This window comes from Peptoniphilus grossensis, from assembly GCF_001940285.1.
GTDB classification, from domain to species: Bacteria; Bacillota; Clostridia; order Tissierellales; family Peptoniphilaceae; genus Peptoniphilus_A; species Peptoniphilus_A faecalis.
Genome location: NZ_MJIH01000001.1, coordinates 225101 through 243633, shown reverse-complemented (window position 1 = coordinate 243633; position 18533 = coordinate 225101). Strand labels below are relative to the sequence as shown.

Annotated in this window: 16 protein-coding genes and 2 pseudogenes; 13 read left to right on the top strand and 5 right to left on the bottom strand. The window is 29.1% G+C overall.

Features of this window, described 5'->3' with window-relative positions; translation table 11 throughout:
- Window positions 1-2 precede the first annotated feature (2 nt).
- From rho to BIV18_RS01155, 6 genes are all read left to right on the top strand, one after another.
- Complete coding sequence (gene rho / locus BIV18_RS01180) at window positions 3-1433, top strand: transcription termination factor Rho (RefSeq protein ID WP_075658910.1); 1431 nt, start codon at window positions 3-5, stop codon at window positions 1431-1433.
- Window positions 1434-1576: 143 nt separating this feature from the next.
- Window positions 1577-1780 carry a 50S ribosomal protein L31 gene (rpmE, locus tag BIV18_RS01175; RefSeq protein ID WP_075658908.1) on the top strand — a complete coding sequence of 68 codons (204 nt, stop codon included), beginning with the start codon at window positions 1577-1579 and terminating at the stop codon, window positions 1778-1780.
- A 42-nt stretch (window positions 1781-1822) separates the two neighbouring features.
- Window positions 1823-2659 (top strand): peptide chain release factor N(5)-glutamine methyltransferase, encoded by an 837-nt coding sequence (gene prmC / locus BIV18_RS01170; RefSeq protein WP_075658906.1) that lies wholly within the window; start codon window positions 1823-1825, stop codon window positions 2657-2659.
- Window positions 2660-2667: 8 nt separating this feature from the next.
- Window positions 2668-3735 (top strand): peptide chain release factor 1, encoded by a 1068-nt coding sequence (prfA, locus tag BIV18_RS01165; RefSeq protein ID WP_075658904.1) that lies wholly within the window; start codon window positions 2668-2670, stop codon window positions 3733-3735.
- A 108-nt stretch (window positions 3736-3843) separates the two neighbouring features.
- Window positions 3844-4386, top strand: a complete 543-nt coding sequence (locus BIV18_RS01160; RefSeq protein ID WP_075658902.1) for a rubrerythrin family protein — start codon at window positions 3844-3846, stop codon at window positions 4384-4386.
- A gap of 205 nt (window positions 4387-4591) precedes the next feature.
- Window positions 4592-6862, top strand: a complete 2271-nt coding sequence (locus BIV18_RS01155) for a stalk domain-containing protein (protein WP_075658900.1) — start codon at window positions 4592-4594, stop codon at window positions 6860-6862.
- A 267-nt stretch (window positions 6863-7129) separates the two neighbouring features.
- Here the strand turns inward: BIV18_RS01155 and murC are convergent, their stop codons facing one another.
- Window positions 7130-8515, bottom strand: a complete 1386-nt coding sequence (murC, locus tag BIV18_RS01150; RefSeq protein WP_075658898.1) for a UDP-N-acetylmuramate--L-alanine ligase — start codon at window positions 8513-8515, stop codon at window positions 7130-7132.
- A gap of 160 nt (window positions 8516-8675) precedes the next feature.
- Between murC and spoVG the strand changes: the two genes are divergently transcribed.
- A complete protein-coding gene (spoVG, locus tag BIV18_RS01145; protein WP_075658896.1) occupies window positions 8676-9014 on the top strand; it encodes a septation regulator SpoVG in 339 nt (112 codons plus the stop codon).
- A 171-nt stretch (window positions 9015-9185) separates the two neighbouring features.
- Here spoVG and BIV18_RS01140 read toward each other — a convergent pair whose 3' ends face one another.
- Together BIV18_RS01140 and BIV18_RS11200 are read right to left on the bottom strand one after the other, a co-directional pair.
- A complete protein-coding gene (locus tag BIV18_RS01140; protein WP_235860753.1) occupies window positions 9186-9755 on the bottom strand; it encodes a DUF4368 domain-containing protein in 570 nt (189 codons plus the stop codon).
- Window positions 9756-9809: 54 nt separating this feature from the next.
- Window positions 9810-9902 (bottom strand): annotated as a pseudogene (locus BIV18_RS11200) (recombinase family protein); the annotation flags it as partial.
- Between the two features lie 273 nt (window positions 9903-10175).
- On the opposite strand from BIV18_RS11200, the gene BIV18_RS01135 reads away from it, so the two are divergent.
- From BIV18_RS01135 to BIV18_RS01115, 5 genes and pseudogenes are all read left to right on the top strand, one after another.
- Complete coding sequence (locus tag BIV18_RS01135; protein ID WP_075658894.1) at window positions 10176-10391, top strand: helix-turn-helix domain-containing protein; 216 nt, start codon at window positions 10176-10178, stop codon at window positions 10389-10391.
- The gene (locus BIV18_RS01130) at window positions 10372-11037 is read left to right on the top strand and encodes a response regulator transcription factor (protein ID WP_075658892.1); all 666 of its coding nucleotides are present in this window, start codon (window positions 10372-10374) and stop codon (window positions 11035-11037) included. The genes BIV18_RS01135 and BIV18_RS01130 overlap by 20 nt, the downstream gene beginning before the upstream one ends.
- Window positions 11024-12001, top strand: a complete 978-nt coding sequence (locus tag BIV18_RS01125; protein WP_075658890.1) for a sensor histidine kinase — start codon at window positions 11024-11026, stop codon at window positions 11999-12001. Before BIV18_RS01130 ends, BIV18_RS01125 begins: the two co-directional genes overlap by 14 nt.
- A 100-nt stretch (window positions 12002-12101) precedes the next feature.
- Window positions 12102-12791: an ABC transporter ATP-binding protein gene (locus tag BIV18_RS01120; RefSeq protein WP_075658888.1), complete on the top strand. Its 690-nt coding sequence runs from the start codon at window positions 12102-12104 to the stop codon at window positions 12789-12791.
- Window positions 12778-15274: pseudogene (locus tag BIV18_RS01115) on the top strand (FtsX-like permease family protein). The gene BIV18_RS01120 and the pseudogene BIV18_RS01115 overlap by 14 nt, the downstream one beginning before the upstream one ends.
- Before the next feature lie 155 nt (window positions 15275-15429).
- Here the strand turns inward: BIV18_RS01115 and alr are convergent.
- Together alr and BIV18_RS01105 are read right to left on the bottom strand one after the other, a co-directional pair.
- Window positions 15430-16587: an alanine racemase gene (gene alr, locus BIV18_RS01110; protein WP_075658886.1), complete on the bottom strand. Its 1158-nt coding sequence runs from the start codon at window positions 16585-16587 to the stop codon at window positions 15430-15432.
- A 100-nt stretch (window positions 16588-16687) separates the two neighbouring features.
- Entirely contained in the window at window positions 16688-18007 is a 1320-nt protein-coding gene (locus tag BIV18_RS01105; protein ID WP_235860750.1) for a uracil-xanthine permease family protein, read from the bottom strand.
- 86 nt (window positions 18008-18093) lie between these two features.
- Between BIV18_RS01105 and crcB the strand changes: the two genes are divergently transcribed.
- Window positions 18094-18456 carry a fluoride efflux transporter CrcB gene (gene crcB, locus BIV18_RS01100; RefSeq protein WP_075658884.1) on the top strand — a complete coding sequence of 121 codons (363 nt, stop codon included), beginning with the start codon at window positions 18094-18096 and terminating at the stop codon, window positions 18454-18456.
- The last annotated feature ends 77 nt before the right edge of the window (window positions 18457-18533 follow it).

The window sequence follows — 18533 nt, the reverse complement described above, 5'->3', positions numbered from 1 at the left end:
TTATGAATAACGACAATGAATTAAAAAATAAATCCATAGATGATTTGAGAAAGATTTCTAAATCATTGGGACTAAAAGATGTAGAAAAATATAATATTGAAGATTTAAAAAATTATATTATTAATGGCGAGATCCAAATTAAAAATTTAAAAGATGAGTCCTTAGAAAAACTAAAAGTTTCTGAACTTAGAAATATTGCCAAAGATTATGGAATTGAAAAATCCTATAATTTAAAAAAAGAAGATCTAATTAAAGAAATAAATTTAATAAGGGAAAATAAAAAAATTGAAAATTTAGACCTTTCAGAAAGTGCACAAAAAACTTTAAAAAATTTAGAAGATAAAGATTATGTTAAAGGAATTTTGGAACTTCACCAAGATGGATATGGATTTTTAAGAAGAGTTAATTATCTTCCAAGTGAAGAAGATATCTATGTATCTCCATCACAAATAAGAAAGTTTAGACTTAGAAATGGAGACGAAATTCTAGGAATAAAATCCCCGCCAAAGGATGGAGAAAATTTTAATGCTCTGCTATATATTAAATTAGTAAATGGAATGCACCCTTCAAAAATGTTAAATAGACCTTATTTTGACAATTTAACTCCAGTTTACCCAACAAAGAAAATAAATTTAGAGACAAAAGATGAAGATATTGCAATGAGAGTAATAGATTTGCTTTCACCAGTGGGTCTTGGTCAAAGGGGACTTATAGTTTCTCAACCAAAATCAGGAAAGACAACTCTTTTGAAAAAAATATCTAAATCAATTAATATAAATTATCCAGAATTACATTTGATAGTACTATTAGTTGACGAGAGACCAGAAGAAGTTACGGATATGAAAAGATTTGTTAAAGGAGAAGTAGTATATTCAACTTTTGATGAAAATCCAAAAAATCACGCTCGTGTTGCTGAAATGGTAATTGATAGAGCTAAAAGATTAGTTGAAAACAAAGAAGATGTTGTAATACTTTTAGATTCTTTAACAAGATTATCTCGTGCTTATAATTTAATCACACCCACAAGTGGTAAAACTCTTTCTGGAGGACTTGACCCACTATCACTCCACAAGCCAAAGAGATTTTTTGGTGCTGCGAGAAACATTGAAGAAGGTGGAAGCTTAACCATACTTGCTACTGCTCTTGTGGATACTGGATCAAGAATGGATGATGTAATCTTTGAAGAATTTAAGGGAACTGGCAACATGGAACTTCATTTAAACCGAACTCTTTCAGAAAAGAGGATTTTTCCTGCTATTGATATTTTAAAATCAGGAACAAGAAAAGAAGAGCTTTTATTAGATAAAGAAGAGCTAGCGTTTAATTATGAGTTTAGAAAAAATTTAAACGAAGATAATATTGAGGATGTAACTGAAAAGTTTTTGGATAAACTTTCAAAAACAAAGAATAATTCAGAATTTTTAAACAAATAAATTTTGCTTTATTTCTTCACAAATGTTGATTTATAGCCTAGTTTATTGTATAATAATTGAGGAAATAAATATAATTTGTACAATAATAAAAAGTATGTTATAATATAAAAATTGAGTTATAAATAGTTTAAGGGGGCTAAACAATGAAAAAAGGAATTCATCCAGATTATAAAGAAGCGACAGTAACTTGTGCATGTGGCAACACTTTTAAAACAGGATCTGTTAAAGAAGATTTAAAAGTTGAAATTTGTTCAGCTTGTCATCCTTTCTTTACAGGAAAGCAAAAATTCTCTGACCATGGCGGAAGAATTGAAAAATTCAATAGCAGATATAAGAGAAATAAATGACAAGAAGGTTAGCCTAGCTAACCTTTTTTATTACTTAAATTTATGAAAATAAAAGATGCCCTTATTGAGGGAAGAGAATTTTTAAAAAATTTAGAATATACAGATCCCACTTTTGAAACACGAAGAATTTTAACAGAACTTTTGAATAAAGACTTATATTATTTAATTGCACATGATGAAGAAGAACTAGAAAAGTCAGTAGAAGAAAAATATTTTAATATTTTAATAAAAAGGCAATGCGGAATACCCCTACAATATATTTTTGGCAAAGAAGATTTTTATGGTAGAACTTTTACAGTTTTAGAAAATGTTTTAATACCTAGACAGGATACAGAAATTTCTGTTGAAGTAATATTAAAATTAAATAAAAAAAACAATATAAAAAATATGCTTGAAATTGGATGTGGAACTGGTATTGTTAGTATTACAGTTGACTTAGAAAGTGAAGAAAAAATTGATATTACATCAGTTGACATAAGTCCCTTTGCAATTAAAAATTCAAATATAAATAAAAAGAATTTAAAATCAAATATTAAAATTTTAAAAAGCAATCTGTTTGAGAAAATTAACGAAAAATTTGATTTAATTTATTCAAATCCACCTTATATAAAATCTAGTGAAATAGAAAATTTACAAATAGAAGTAAGAAATCACGAACCAAGACTTGCCTTAGATGGCGGAAGCGATGGACTTTATTTTTATAGAAAAATTATAAAGCAATCACAAAACTATTTAAACAAAAATGGATTTTTAGTATTTGAGATAGGTCATGATGAGGCAGAAGACATTTCTTCCTTAATGAGAAAAAATTTTAAAGTTGAAATTTTTAAGGATTTAAACAATTTAGATAGAGTAGTAGTTGGACAATTAAAAGTATAGGAGCAAATATGTACGAAAAACTTTCTGTTTTTGAAGATAGATTAATAGAACTTGAAAAAGATTTAAGCAATGTAGAAATTATCAATGATTCTAAATTATACCAACAAAAGGCAATTGAACACGCTGAAATTGAACCTATTGTTGAAAAATATAGAGAATATAAAAATACATTAAAAACTTTAAATGAAAATAAGGAATTAATTAAAGAAAAATTAGATGATGAATTTAAAAACTTAGTTAGAGAAGAAATAAATGAAGATACAAAAAAAATTGCATCCTTAGAAAATGATTTAAAGATTTTATTAATTCCAAAAGATAAAAATGATAGTAAAAATGTAATGGTAGAAATTCGTGCAGGAGCCGGTGGAGATGAAGCAGCTCTTTTTGCAGGAGTTTTATATAGACAATATGTTAGATATGCAGAAAGATCTGGATTTAAAGTTGAAACAATTTCTTCAAATGAAATTGGAATTGGTGGATTCAAAGAAATTGTATTTATGATTATAGGCAATGGAGCTTACTCTAGACTAAAATACGAATCAGGAGTTCATAGAGTTCAAAGAGTACCCGAAACAGAAAGTGGCGGAAGAATTCACACTTCTACAGCAACTGTAGCAGTTTTGCCTGAAGCTGAAGATGTGGATATTGAAATTGATCCTACAGAAATTAAATTTGACGTATTCCGTGCATCTGGAAATGGCGGGCAATGTGTAAATACAACTGACTCTGCAGTAAGACTTACTCACATTCCAACAGGAATAGTTATATCTTGTCAAGATGAAAAATCGCAACTTAGAAATAAGGAAAAAGCAATTAAATTACTTAGATCTAAATTATACGATTTAAAACTTCAAGAGCAAAATGAGAAAGAATCAATGGAAAGATCTTCACAAATTGGAACAGGGGATAGATCTGAAAGAATTAGAACTTATAATTATCCTCAAGGAAGAGTAACTGATCACAGAATTAATTTCACATCTCACAAAATTGATGCTATAAATGATGGAGATTTAGATGAAATAATAGACGCTTTGATAGCATATGATCAAACACAAAAAATTGAAAACTTAGATTAAAAATTAATACAAATATTAGATTTATTTAGTACATTTATTTGATTTTTCATAAATATTAGTCTATAATAATAAGTGTAATTTATTATTAAATTTTATGGGGGTAATATTATGAATCAAATGACAAGTGACAATTTAAGATCAGCATTCGGCGGAGAATCTCAAGCTCGTACTAGATATAATATCTGGGGCGATGTAGCTGAAAAAGATGGATTTAAAAATGTAAAGAGACTTTTTGATGCAACTTCTGATGCAGAAAAAATTCACGCAACACTTCATTTCAAAGCTCTTAAAGATGTATCAGGAGACTTTGCTGTAACATCAACAGCTGGTTTTGGAATTAACAGTACTTCTGAAAATCTTGAAGCTGCAAGAAATGGAGAAATATTTGAATCAACTCAAATGTATCCAGCATTTATCGCAGTTGCAGAAATGCAAGGAGAAAAAGAAGCTGTTAAAGCTATGAAATTTGCTACAGCTGCTGAAAAAGTTCACGCTGAAAGATATTTAACTGCAAAAGAAGCTGTAGACTTAGGCAAAGACCTAGATGTTGAAAATATTTATCTATGTCCTGTATGTGGATATATAGCTTTTGAAGAAGAAGAAAAATGCCCAATTTGTGGATGTGCAGGAAGCAAATTTGTTGCATATTAATTAAAAAAAGACTATTGTAAAAGTCATTATTTAGAAAAAGGCGAGGAAAGTTTAAACCCTCGCCTTTTTGTTTTGGGACTTTTGCAAATTTTTTACAAAGTTTTCTGAAATTAGTTTTATAATTAAGTTTTTGTTACAAATGCAAAAATTCTTTGAGAAAATTATTATATTCCTTTATACTTTTTATGTAAGAGAGGTTGATAAAATGAATAAAAAAAGATTTAGTTTAATAATGGCTATATTTTTAATGACTATTACTATTAATGTTTTTGCAGAAAACAAATTATTATTTAATGAGCCAATTGCTCCAGGAGTTGTTAGATATAAATATGAAGTTACTGGAGATAAAAAGGATACCTTGGTAAATGTTGTTAAAGTTGATTTAAATAATCCTCACATAAAAATTAATACTGTTGCAGGAGGTGGTACTTATACAAATAAGGCAACTGTCTCACAAATGGCCGATAGAACTAATGCTGTTGCTCTTGTAAATGGAGATTTCTTTACAATGCAACTTCAAGGTGTACCACTAGGTGCATCTATAATCGATGGTGATATGAAATCATCTCCAGCAGTTTTAACTGATATATGGTCTTTTGGTATTGATGAAAATAATACTGCTTTTATTGATAGTACAAAATTTATAGGAAGTGTAACAGCTCCTAATGGCAAGTCTTATCCAATTGACGGATTAAACAAGACATATTATTGGTATCAACCATCTAAGGAATATTCTCACGAATCAAAAATTCAAATGTATAATTCTTTTTGGTCTTCTAAATCAAGGGGAGATAGCACTGCTGGTGAGGTTCTTCTTTCAAAGGATAATATTGTGGAACAAATTGTGTACAGAAAAAACATCGATATGAAAATTCCTGATGGAAAGAAAATTTTACAAATAAGTGGAGAGTCAGAAAGATTTGTTCGTGAAAATATTAAAGTTGGAGACAAATTAGAAATTAAAACTAATATTGAACCAAATAGAAATTGGAAGATGATGATTGGTGGTCATGCACTTCTTGTGGAAAATGGTGCGATTAAAAAATATACTAAGGATGTAACTTCAATTGGCGGTGTTAGAGCGAGAACAGCCCTAGGAATAAGCCAGGATGGAAAAACTGTATACATTGTATCAGCAGAGGGAAAGACTAATAGATCTTCAGGTATGTCTTTAAATGATTTGTCGCAATTTATGCTAGATCTTGGAGCTTTTAAGGCGATGAATTTAGATGGTGGCGGTTCAACAGCAATGGTTGTTAGAAATTTAGGAGATTTAAAGAGAACTAGAGTTACAAATCCAGAAAAGAATGCTGGTGAGAGAAAAGTGGTAAATGGACTTGGAGTTTTCAACACAACTACAAATACAAATATTATTTCTGATATAAAGTTTGAAAGTGATTTAGATACGATTGTTGGCGAAACGCTTAATTTAAAATTAAAATCAGCATGGGATGAATTTTTAAATCCTATTGACATTAAAGATAGAACTTATACAATTGCTGACAATTCTAATGGAACAAATATTTTAAATGGATTGTCATATCTTTCTATGAATCCAGGAAAGTTTAACTTAATTATTACAACAAATAAGGGTGAAAACATAAATAAAGAAATCAATGTAGCTGATAAGTCTGCTTACACAAAATTTAACATTGATGCAAAAAATAAATTTATAAAAAGAGGAATGAATTTAAGTCTTGACGCAAGTGGAGAATATAAAGGTAGAAAAGTAAAAATCTCCCCAAGAGTTATAAATTATTCTTTTGAGAATATGGAGGCAAGCGTCGATCCAAATAATTTTAATATTAATATTTTAGATTATGGCAGAAATCCTAAGATAATTGCAAAACTTGGCGACAAAACTTCTACACTTTCACTATATGATGAAAATACAAAATTAATAAAGATGAAAGTCAATGATGTAAATTATAGTATTAATGGTGAAGCAAAAAAAATGGATGCTAAACCATTTATAAAGAATGATAGAACTTTAGTCCCACTTAGATTTATTGTTGAAGCCATTGGTGGAGAAGTAAATTGGGATAATGATAATAGAATTGTAACTGTTGACAGTAAGGGAAAAAATTTTGAGCTTAAAATTGATTCAAAGACTATAAAAGTTAATGGAAAGGACGAAAATATTGATCAAGCTGCAATAATTAAGGGTGATAGGACTTATGTGCCAATTAGATTTATTGCAGAAAACTTGGATATGGTTGTAAATTATATAAATGAAACTCGTGAAATTGAAATATCTTATTTTGAAGATAAAAATTCTCTAAACGATGAAACTATAAAAGATGATAATTCAAATAATGCAGTTAACAATTCACAAAATAAAGAAAATAATTCAAAAAATAATTTAAATGCAAAAAATAAAAATACAAATAAAAATAATTCTACTAATACAAAAAATGATAAGCTTAACAATGAATCAGAGAACAATTCTAAAAATACTGTAAATTTATTTAACTAGATGAATTTATAAAACAGATCTTATAGATGTAGATTTTAAAATCTATTTCTATAGGATCTTTTTTATAAATAATTAAAAGATAGTTGATAAAATATTTTACAAAGAAATAATTGAATTAAAATAAAAAGATTTTCAGAGAGATAAAAGGAGAATCTGAGTGTTAAGAATATTTTGCGATTTTTATTATATCCATCAAATACATTGAATTTGATTTGATGATTTGTCAATAAAAAAGGAACTCTAAGGAGTTCCAATACATTGTTAAATTTATTTTTTTAAAATCATTTCACCAATTTTATATACATCGCCCGCACCCATAGTTACAACAACATCGTCCTTTTTAATATTTTCTTTAATGAACTTTACTATGTCATCAAAGCCAGAGATGTAGAAGGTATTGTCTCTGTGTTCAGAAATCGCATCTCTTAAAGTTTTTGAGTGAATGTCGCCATAATCTTTTTCACGTGCCGCATAAATATCTGTAATTATAATTACATCTGATTCGTCAAAAGAATTGGCAAAGGCATCTAATAAAAGCTTTGTTCTTGTATAAGTATGAGGTTGAAAAATTGTATAAAGCTTTCCCTTACAAGCATTTTTAATTGCGTGAATTGATGATTTTATTTCCGTTGGGTGGTGAGCATAATCGTCCATAATTTTAGCTCCATTGTAATAACCTTTTTCTTCAAGCCTTCTTTCTACACCTTTATAATTTTTAAGTCCTACAATTGCATTTTCAAGGGGAATATTATTTACATAAGTCGCAGCAATTGCGGCAAGAGAGTTTAATACATTGTGTATTCCAAGGACTGAAAGCTCAACATGATTTATTTTTTTATTATCTAAATATAAATCATAAACAGGGAAGCCATCTTCGTTAAAGTCAATATTTTTTGCTCTTAGATTCGCATGATTATTTTTTATTCCAAAAGTAAAGACTTTGCAGTTGTCAATTGGGAAGAGGGAATTAACATTTTCGTCATCAATATTTAAAATTACATAATTATCTTTATGAAGATTATCTACATATCCCTTAAAAGTTTTAATAATATGGTCAATGTTGTCAAAGTAGTCTAAGTGGTCTTCGTCAATATTTAAAATAATTTCTGTAGTAGGGAAATACTTTAAAATATTTGCCTTATATTCGCAAGCTTCTGTCAAAAATAATTTTTCATCGCCAATTTTAATATTCCCGTCGATGTCCTTTAATTGTCCACCAAGCATGATCGTTGGACTAATTTCTAGATCTTTTATAATTTCAGTTATCATAGAAGTTGTAGTGGTCTTGCCATGAGTTCCTGAAACTGCAATGGAATATTTATAATTTTTCATAATAGCACCTAAAAATGTGGCTCTATCAACTAGGTCAATTTTTTCTTTTACGGCTGCCATATATTCTTCGTTGTCAAAGGAAATTGCATCAGTAAAAACTACAAGATCCATATTATCAATATGTTCTTTTTTATGCTCATAATATATTGTGGCACCATTTTTTTCTAATTTTTCTGTATTTATAGAGGGACTTCTGTCACTTCCATATACATTATAACCTTTATAAAGCATAAGTTCAGCAAGAGCAGACATGCTGATGCCACCAATTCCTATGAAAAATATATTTTTATACTTACTGTCATCTATATTAATTTCAAACAAATTACTTCCTCCAATTCTTTTTAATTATATCACAAAAATTTTACAAAGAAAAAATAATAAATATTAATCTAAAATAAATTACAGTAAAATTTTTAATTAAAACGTTTATTATATATCTTAATTGTGCTATAATATGGTAAAGAAAGAGAGGGATACTTGTATGAACATAACTGATGTAAGACTTCGCAAATTGCCAACAGAAGGAAAGCTTAAAGCAATAGTATCTGTAACCTTTGATAATGAATTTGTGCTTCATGATATAAAAATAATAGAAGGAAATGAATCTTTATTTTTAGCAATGCCAAGCAGAAGACTTTCCAACGGAGAGTACAGAGACATTGCTCATCCAATTAATGCGGAAGCAAGAAAAGAATTAGAAGATGTTGTTTTTAAAGAATATTATGCTGTAAAAGAAAAATTAGATTCAGAAGAAGTAGAGAAACAAGAAGAAAAAATTGAAGAAGAAAAAATTGAAGAAGAAAAAATTGAAGAAGAATAATATAAGAGAGTCATAAGGGGCTCTTAATTAGGGATTTATTTCCTTAAAATTTAATCGGCATGAAGGTATTAACCTTTGTGCCGATTTTTATATGTCAATTTTCCCTATGAAGTTCCAATAAATCCAAATGGTTTGTTTCTTTAAATTTGTGCCTGGAACTTTTTCCGATTGTTATACATAAATATTATCTACAAATGTTCTTATTATTTCTGGATCGAGTTCCTTTATATCTGTGTATTTCCTCACAAGTTTTAGGAATGATTCCACATTAAGTTCTTCTTCTTGCGATTTTGTAATGGTTTCTTCAAGTTCAGTTATTCTTTTTTGAAGTGAAAGCTCTTCTTCATCATAAGCTTTAGCCATTTTCTCAAATCGTTGATCAGATATTTTACCTTCCAAGTTATCTTCATAGAGGTTTTGAACGATAGAGTCAAGTTTTTCAATTCTATCTTTAGAATCTTCTAATTCCTTTTTCTGGATTCTTAATACCTGATTTAACTCGTTGGTTTTCTTTTTCAAAACTAAATCAACAAACTTATCTTCATGATCTTTTGCAAAGGTTGTAACTTTCCTAATTTCTCTGATAAGAATTTCTTCAACTTGAATGTTCTTAATTTGGTGTGAAGTACATTTGCCTTTTTGCTTTCTATAGGATGCACAAACGAAATATTCTTTATCATGAGACCAGCCTTTACCTCTTACTTGATACAATTTTGCTCCACAGTCTGCACAGTAGAGCATACCAGATAATGCAGGCATTTCTTCTAAACTGTTACGAACTCGTCTTGTTTTTCTTATCCTTTTTACAATATCAAAGGTTTCTTCATCAATAATAGGCTCATGAACATTATCAAAGATAGCCCATTCAGACCTCGGATTGTCTACACTTTTCTTAGTCTTATAATAGTCTCAGGACATTTTTAAAGGATTTGAGTAATTATTTCTTCATCTATTTGTATAAGTAGGAATTAGGATGAATTTTCCGGATATTAAAAAATATATTTCTCCCTTCACTAGCCCTAAGACAAAAATGATGGTTATGATTAGAAAAAAAAGACGGAAATAAATCCGTCTTAAGAAATATGTAAAGATTAAGCTGTAAAATGTGGTATAATATTATAGAAAAACTGTATAAAGTAGAAGATTAATTTGAGGTGGATTATGGGATTTTCCTATGATAAATTATGGAAAAAATTGATAGATGAAAAAATGAATAAACTAGACTTACAAAAAGCTATAAACACAACCCCTCATACCATAGCTAAAATGGGACGAGATGAGAATGTGAGTATGGAAATACTTGGTAGGATATGTAGATATTTTAAATGTGATATATCGGAAGTATTGGAGTATATAATTGAAAATACTAATGATTGAAGACGACAGCACAATTGCCTTTGCTGTTAAAACTTACTTAAACAAGCATAATATTGAAACTATTATTTATAACAATCTTTCTCAGACAGAAAATCTTAATTTTAATGATTTTGATTTAATTCTACTTGATGCTAATCTCCCAGATGGGTCAGGCTTTAATTTTTTAAAGTGGCTGAGAGAATTTTATGACCTTCCTGTAATAATGCTTACTGTAAAAGACGAAGATGAGTATGTTATCAAAGGTCTTTCTCAAGGAGCAGATGATTATATTACAAAACCTTTCTCTCTTCCTGTTCTAAAGGCAAGAATAGACAATGTATTTAGCAGAAAAATAAAAAAGGTTGATGAACTGACTTTTGAAAATTTATCTTTAGATTTCATTTCAAAACAAGCTTCAATAGATGGAATAGATCTAGACCTTAACTTAAAAGAGTTTGCTATATTGGAAATGCTCTTAGAAAATCAAGATGTAAATCTACTAAGGAAGCGAATTTTAGATTATGTATGGGGTTATGATTTTTATGAAGTAAACGACAATACTTTAACAGTAACTATAAAAAGACTTCGAAATAAACTTGGAGAGTATGGAAAGCATATAAAAACAGTTAGGGGAATAGGCTATAGGTGGGATAATGAGAAAAAATAAAAGAATTTTATTTACTATATTCCTAAATTTATTGATGTCTTTGTTTGTAATTTATCTCAATCCAAGATTTGATATTCTAACACTCATAGATTTTCTACTAATAAATGTAATTTTATTTCTAATTCTTAGAAATATTGAAAATAAAAAAGAAAAAGAGCTAGAAGATAAGATTAATAATATATTTATTCTCCTCCATTCATTGGATATAGACTCGGATAATTATGAAATTATAGATGATGAATTTGGAAAATTAAGAGATGAGATTATTAAAATTATTATAGAAAACAAGAGAATAGCTGAAAATGCTGAAAAAAACAAGGAAACTTTAAGGGAATATACGAAAGATATTGCCCACCAAATAAAAACTCCTCTAACCGGATCTCTATTATTACTTGACTTATTAGAAGACGAAGAAGATAAATCGGCAAAAGAGTATATATCTAGACTTAGGGACAATCTTCTTAGACTTTACAATCTATCTGATATTTTATTAAAACTTGCAGCCCTTGATTCAGGTACAATAGAAATGACAAGAGACAGGATATCTGCTCGAGAATTAATTGAAGATATCATACAAAACCTAAAAGATTATTTTATTAATGATAATGTTGAAATTCTCCTTGATGGAGATGATTTTAATCTTATATGTGATAAGAAATGGACCTATGAAGCAGCATTTAATGTGATGAAAAATGGTCTAGAAGCAACAGAAGATAGGCATATAGAAATTCACTTAAAAGAAACGAACTTATATAAGAGTATATTTGTGGAAGATTTTTCTAAAGGTTTGGATCGTGAAATGTTAGAAAAAGTTTTTAAACGTTTTTATAAGCTGGATCCAAATTCAAAAGGTTATGGGATTGGGCTTCCTATGGCAAAATCTGTTATGGAAAGGCAAAATGGAGAACTTTTATATCACAAAGGAAAAAAATCAAATGCCTTTGAACTGAGATTTTATAATTAAATTCTAAGACTGTGTCTAAAAATAAGACATAGTCTTTTTTCTAGTCACTCTCCAGTCACTTAAGCCTAGTATTATATAGACAAGTTAAGGAGGATACAATATGAATATAGTAAAAACAGTTGATTTAACAAAAACATATAAGGGCGGAGTAGAAGTAAATGCCCTTTCAAATGTAAACTTTGAACTAGAAAAAGGAGACCTAGTTGCCATTATTGGAGACAGTGGTTCTGGCAAATCTACACTACTTCATTTACTTGCAGGAGTAGATACACCAACAAGTGGTGATATATTTATTCAAGATAAAAATATTACCAAGTTTAACAAAGACGAAATGACAGTATTTCGCAGAAGAAATATTGGCGTTGTCTACCAATTTTTTAACCTCATTCCAAATATTAATGTGAGAAAAAACATCCTACTTCCTCTTTTATTAGACAATAAAAAAGTAGATGAAGAATATTTAAAGGAAATTTTATCGATACTAGGAATAGAAGGAAAGCTTGATAGGTATCCAAAACAATTATCCGGTGGTGAGCAACAAAGAGTTGCCATTGCCAGAAGTTTGATTACAAGACCTGCCATAATCTTAGCAGATGAACCTACAGGAAATCTTGATAGGAAAAACTCAGAAGAAATCATAGGACTTTTCAGACTTGTAAATAAGAGATTAAATTCTACAATTATGATAATAACTCATGATGAAAAAGTAGCAAATTCTTGTAACAAGGTTTATAGAATGGTAGATGGTAGGTTAAATTTCTTAGGAGATGGAACTTATGAAAATTATTAATGACCTAGCTGATGGAGCTGTAAAAAATAATAAAAAAGACAGTTTTGCTATTAAAATTTCCATACTTTTAGCAGTTATTCTACTAGGAACTGTAATTTTTATCTTTAATGCAATGAGAACCGAACAGTATAATTATGTTAAGAAAAATGTTGGAAACTACCATGTGTCAATTAGTGAAATTGACGAGAAACTTTATGATAAATTAATAAATGATGAGGATATAGAAAAAATTTCTTTTAATAAAATCATAGAGACAGATTTAAATGCAACTATCTATGAATTTGGAGCTTCTACTGGTCTTATAGGTTTTGATATTAAAGAGGGAAGAAAACCTAATAATTCAAACGAGATTTTAGTTCCAGAGAAATTTTTAATAAAAAGTAAAGAGTATGATTTGGGCTCTGAAATAACTGTTCGTGATAAAACTTATAAAGTAGTTGGAGTTTATGATGATTATTCTAAATCATTTGAAGAGTCTATGCTTATAGGTTTGACTGAAAGTGATAACAAGAAAGGTTTATTTGAAAAAAATGATGAAATAGAAGCCCAAATTTGGTATAAAAATATAAGGGATACTTATACAAAAACTAGGGAAGTTTTGTCTGAAATGAATATTGACGAGAACCATGCCTTAGATATTGGGAGAGTTTTTTATAATAAAGATATCTTAGAATATAAGATGGTCTATCCAAAAGGAATCATCCCACCAAAGAGTGTTGTAAACTTAGCTATAGAAAAATATGGAGCAGGCTTCTTTCTTTGCCTACTTTTTGCTTTTATCATTTATGGTTCTTTTTAATGTATGGAACAATAGGGATTTAAAGGAAATTGCTCTATTAAAAAGCACAGGTATGACAGATAAGCAGGTCAAAAAAATGATTCGAAAGAAAGCTTTTAAACTTTCAACCTTACCAATAGCCTTGGGAACAATTCTATCTTTGGCATTTGCAAATCTTCTCTTATACTTAATGTGGCTTAATAATTCAATATCCTATAAAAATATGTCTGAGATATTGGGAGAAAGTTTAAAATCCCCAGGTTTTTATTTCGTCTATCCAAACCCTATTTCTATAATAATGATTATATTATTGTCAATCTTAACAGTTTATTTATCTGCGATAATCCCTGCTAGGAAAAGTACAAAAATAAAAATTATAGAAGGTTTAAATGGGATTACAGAAAAAAACATTAAATTGGGTAAGTCAAAAATAAATGGACCTATAGAAAAGACTTTAGCAAAAGATTATTACATGTCTTATCGTTCAACCTATCGAATTATTGTAATTTCCATGGTTCTGTCTGCCTTTGTGTTAACTGCTGTCTTAGTTAGTCAATCATATAGAACTTTGAATAAAAAATATAACTCTTATAAAAGTCCTTACAATTTTAATTCAAGTATTTACACTGATAAGAATTTAGATAAAAACTTATTAGCTGATTTAGAAAAAGTTGACAGAATAAAAGAGCTTCACCTATATCAAAGAAATGACACAAAATTTTATGTTGACGATAATAAAGATTTAATTTTTAAAGACTTAAAAGATTCTTTAGCTAGTGGCAAAATAGAAAATGATAGACTATATGCTAGTATATATGCTTTAACAGATGAAGATTTTGAAAAGCTTTTAAAAGAAAATAACATCTCTCATGCATCTTATTTATTACTTAATAAGATAAGAAAAGATAATAAAACTCCGTATGCTTTTAGTGAGTATATAAAAATTTCTGATAAGGGATTTGGAGATATTACTTTAAAATATAATGCAGATGGTAAGTCCATGCCTATAAAAATAGATTCAAGTATTGATGAAATGCCTTATAATCTAGAAGCTTATAATGACAATCAAATATCTATCTTTACAAGTGAAAGTACTATGAAAAAATTTATTAATGAATATGGAATAGATGAAGGCGACCCAGTCTATTATTACTTTGTAAAAATTAAAGCTGATAATAATAAAGAAAAAGTATTTGAAGATGCAGAAAAAGTGATTTCAAATTATGTTCCAAAATCTGACCATGGCACTTCTACAGAAATTATTAGAGCAGCTATGGATAAAGAACAAATAAGGAATGAAAGACTTTTAAATCTAGCTATCCAAATCATTCTTATAACAATTGCTCTTTCCAATGCCTATAATAGTTTTAAAGGCAACCTTAGAGCAAGAGCCAATGATTTTAAACTTCTATCAACAGCAGGTATGACACAAAAGCAAATGAAAAAGATGGTCCTTGGAGAAGGAAAGAGATTGTTTAAAAATATTTTCTTAGCCTATATCTTTATTTTCATTATGGGAATTGCATTGAGAGCCTATAGGAGTAACTATGAATTAGAATTTGCGATAAAAGGTCTTATAGCAAATATGAATTATATCCCTCTAATAATAGTATTTGTATTTATGATTGCAGGGGTTTTAGTAGCAATAAAAAGTGGTCTTAAAACAATAAACGAAAACTCAGATAATACTTTCAAGAGTATATAAGAAAAAGGCTGTGAGCATTCAAACTCATAGCCTTTTCTATTGCCACCTAAAGACTCTTTAAATCAGTTTTTCTAAATCTCTAATTCAATGAGCTTTAAGACTCTCTTTTTTCATAAGGAAATTAGAAAGATCAAGGATCTTTGTGCTTATAATTTTTAATCCATTTTAGAAACATGAACAAGTTCACCATGTCTGTAATAATACTTTGGCAATCTCCTATTAAGATGAGTTATAAAAGATGTTTCGCAATCACCAGAAAATTTACATATATCTCTTATTCTAATTTCTTCATCATCCTGTTTGCCGATTAAAACAACTTCATCACCAATTTTGCAATCAACACCTGTTGCATCTATCATCATTTGATCCATACAGATTAAACCAATTTGTTTACACCTTTTTCCATTTATTAATACTTCAATTTTTTCGGATAAAATTCGTGGAAAGGCATCTGCATACCCAATGGGTAGAGTTACGACTTTTGTGTCTTTAGTGCATTTATAAAATCTTTCATAGCCAACAGTTTCACCGCATTTTACCTTTCTTATAGAAGATATTTCTGCTTTTATTGAAAGGATTTCTTTTAGATTAAATTCTTCTGGAAGTTTTTCACTGTCAGTATAACCATATTGAATTATTCCTGGTCTTACCATGTCTAGATCATACTCTCTATGATATAAAACAGAAGAAGAATTCGCAATATGTCTATATTTGAAATTATAGCCCTTACTTTCAATTTCTTTTATAAAGTTTGTAAAGTAGGTAAACTGCCTTTTCGTAAATTCTGGATCTGATTCACAAGCTGCAAAGTGAGAAAAAATACCTTCCACATAAATATTTTTAAGTTGGAAAATATTTATGATTTTATCTAAAGAATCTTTATTAGGAATGAATCCAATTCTAGACATTCCACTGTCTACGGCAATGTGAATTTTTGCAACTTTATGCATTCGTTTTGCAATAGCATCAAGATTATTAGCATCATCAAGGGAATAAAGATTAAGCGTAATATTATTTTTAATTGCATCTTCATATAGATGTGGTGGAGTGTAGCCAAGGATCAATATATCCGAATTGGGAAATTCTTTCCTAAAAGTCAAAGCTTCACCTAGAGTTGCCACTGCATAAAAATTTACTCCAAGTTCCGTAGATATATAGGAAAGAGGAAGAGCACCAAGTCTGTAAGCATCGCTTTTTACAACACTCATAACTTCTGTACTATCGCCCACGAGATTTTTAATTTCCTTAATATTATTTTCAAAATTATCTAAATTTATTTCAATCCAAGCTGGTCTTGTTAAAAAGTCCTTCATTTTATTATCCTTTCAAAACGAGAATTTCTTTTAATATTATAGCATAGTAAAAGGTTTTATAAAATATTTGTACAAAAAAACTGCCACGAGAGCAGTTCCTTTAATATTCTTTTTCAACTAGTAAAATATTCAATATTACAGCTACAATAGTTCCGCCAGATATACCAGATGAAAAAAGTGCTGAGATTAAACTTGGAAGTTTTGAAACAATGTCAGGTCTCATTGTAATACCAATGCCAACGCCAATCCCTCCAGCTATAATCATAATATTTTTTGTGGAAAATTTTGCCTTGCTAAGTGCTTGCATACCTGAACCTAAAATTGTACCAAACATTAGAATACCTGCACCTCCAAGAATAGGTGAAGGCATAATTGAAACTAAAGTAGCAAATTTAGGACAAAAGCTCATTATTATCAATATAAAAGATGAGAAAAGAGCAACTTTTTTTGATGCACATTTTGTAAGTGGTATTAACCCAACATTTTGACTAAAAGTTTGGGCTGCTCCTGAACCAAATACAGGTGATAACATTGAACCAATAGCATCAGCTCTAACTCCACTAGAGATATCGGCATCAGAAAGTTCAACTTCACAAACGGTGCCAAGAGTTTTCATAACTCCAACAGTTTCTATAATAGTTACAAGATAACCTGCGATAAAGGGAACGACAAATCTTAAATCAAATTTAACTCCAAAGGGGAATAACTCTGGAATTTTTATCCAAGGTGCGGCTGCAACTTGTGAAAAATCAACAATCCCCATTGGAATACAAATAATATAAGAAATTATCATTGCAATAAATACTGATGCAGTTGTTGCAAAACCTCTTCCGTAATGATTTATAAAAATTATGAGGAGAAAAGTGAAGACGGCAATTCCAATAAAGAGCGGATCTCCATAATTTTCTGCACCGTATCCTCCGCCAACCCAATCAAAAGCTACAGGCATCATAGTTATTCCTATTAGTGTAATAACAGTTCCAGTAACGACCTCTGGGAAAAATCTCAAAAGAGGTTTGATAAAAAAGCTAAGTATTAATTCTAAAAGTGCACCTAAAATTGTTGCACCAAAGTAACCTGCAAGTCCACCGCCCATAGTGTTAATGACAGCATTGGCAGGTGGCACAAATCCAAAGTCAGTTCCCATAATTGTTGGCAGACCTATGCCGACTTTTGCATTACCTTTAAAAATTCCCCTAGTTTGTATAAAAGAACAAATACCAGATGCAAGTAATGCTGCAGAAATAAGTATAGAAGTTTCTGACACATTAGTGCCAGCTATTGCTGCGATACTCAGTGGTACAGCGATAATTCCACTAAAAGCAGTCAAAATGTTTTGAAATCCAAGTAGTGAAGATTTTAAAAACCCTGGTTTATCATCAACTTCATATTCTAGTTTCATTCCAATGTATTCCTTCACAATAAACTCCTTTTTTAATATAATTATAACAAAAATGATTTTAGCATATAAGTATTTGACATACAATAATATTAGAGGGGGTAAATATGTATTTATTTGTAGCATTAGGTGGAGCGCTTGGGTCTTTATTAAGATATTTTTTATCTAATAATATAAAAAGTGGAGGAAATTTTCCAATTTCAACTTTTATAATAAATGTAATAGGATCTTTTTTGATTGCATTAATTGCCTTTTACGCAGAAAAAAACAAATTAGATTCAAGACTTGTAATATTTATGAAAGTTGGATTTTGTGGAGGATTTACAACTTTTTCTACATTTGCCTTTGAAATATTTAATTTGGAAAATAATGGAAATTTTTTGAATTCAATTTTTTACGCTGTCCTTAGCATAGTTTTTTCTCTTATTGCAATAGATTTTGCAAGGTTTTTAATTTTAGAAAGAGTTTAATAAAGTGTAATTTAAGAAATTTGTAAGATTTTGTTCAGTTTTTTGTAATTATTATTTGCTATTATAATTAAACAAGG

Bases quoted from the DNA above. Each gene is read 5' to 3' on its own strand.
- rho (WP_075658910.1), top strand. From the start codon at position 3: ATGAATAACGACAATGAATTAAAAAATAAATCCATAGATGATTTGAGA.
- rpmE (WP_075658908.1), top strand. From the start codon at position 1,577: ATGAAAAAAGGAATTCATCCAGATTATAAAGAAGCGACAGTAACTTGT.
- prmC (WP_075658906.1), top strand. From the start codon at position 1,823: ATGAAAATAAAAGATGCCCTTATTGAGGGAAGAGAATTTTTAAAAAAT.
- prfA (WP_075658904.1), top strand. From the start codon at position 2,668: ATGTACGAAAAACTTTCTGTTTTTGAAGATAGATTAATAGAACTTGAA.
- BIV18_RS01160 (WP_075658902.1), top strand. From the start codon at position 3,844: ATGAATCAAATGACAAGTGACAATTTAAGATCAGCATTCGGCGGAGAA.
- BIV18_RS01155 (WP_075658900.1), top strand. From the start codon at position 4,592: ATGAATAAAAAAAGATTTAGTTTAATAATGGCTATATTTTTAATGACT.
- spoVG (WP_075658896.1), top strand. From the start codon at position 8,676: ATGAACATAACTGATGTAAGACTTCGCAAATTGCCAACAGAAGGAAAG.
- BIV18_RS01140 (WP_235860753.1), bottom strand. From the start codon at position 9,755: ATGCTCTACTGTGCAGACTGTGGAGCAAAATTGTATCAAGTAAGAGGT.
- BIV18_RS01135 (WP_075658894.1), top strand. From the start codon at position 10,176: ATGGGATTTTCCTATGATAAATTATGGAAAAAATTGATAGATGAAAAA.
- BIV18_RS01125 (WP_075658890.1), top strand. From the start codon at position 11,024: ATGAGAAAAAATAAAAGAATTTTATTTACTATATTCCTAAATTTATTG.
- BIV18_RS01120 (WP_075658888.1), top strand. From the start codon at position 12,102: ATGAATATAGTAAAAACAGTTGATTTAACAAAAACATATAAGGGCGGA.
- alr (WP_075658886.1), bottom strand. From the start codon at position 16,587: ATGAAGGACTTTTTAACAAGACCAGCTTGGATTGAAATAAATTTAGAT.
- crcB (WP_075658884.1), top strand. From the start codon at position 18,094: ATGTATTTATTTGTAGCATTAGGTGGAGCGCTTGGGTCTTTATTAAGA.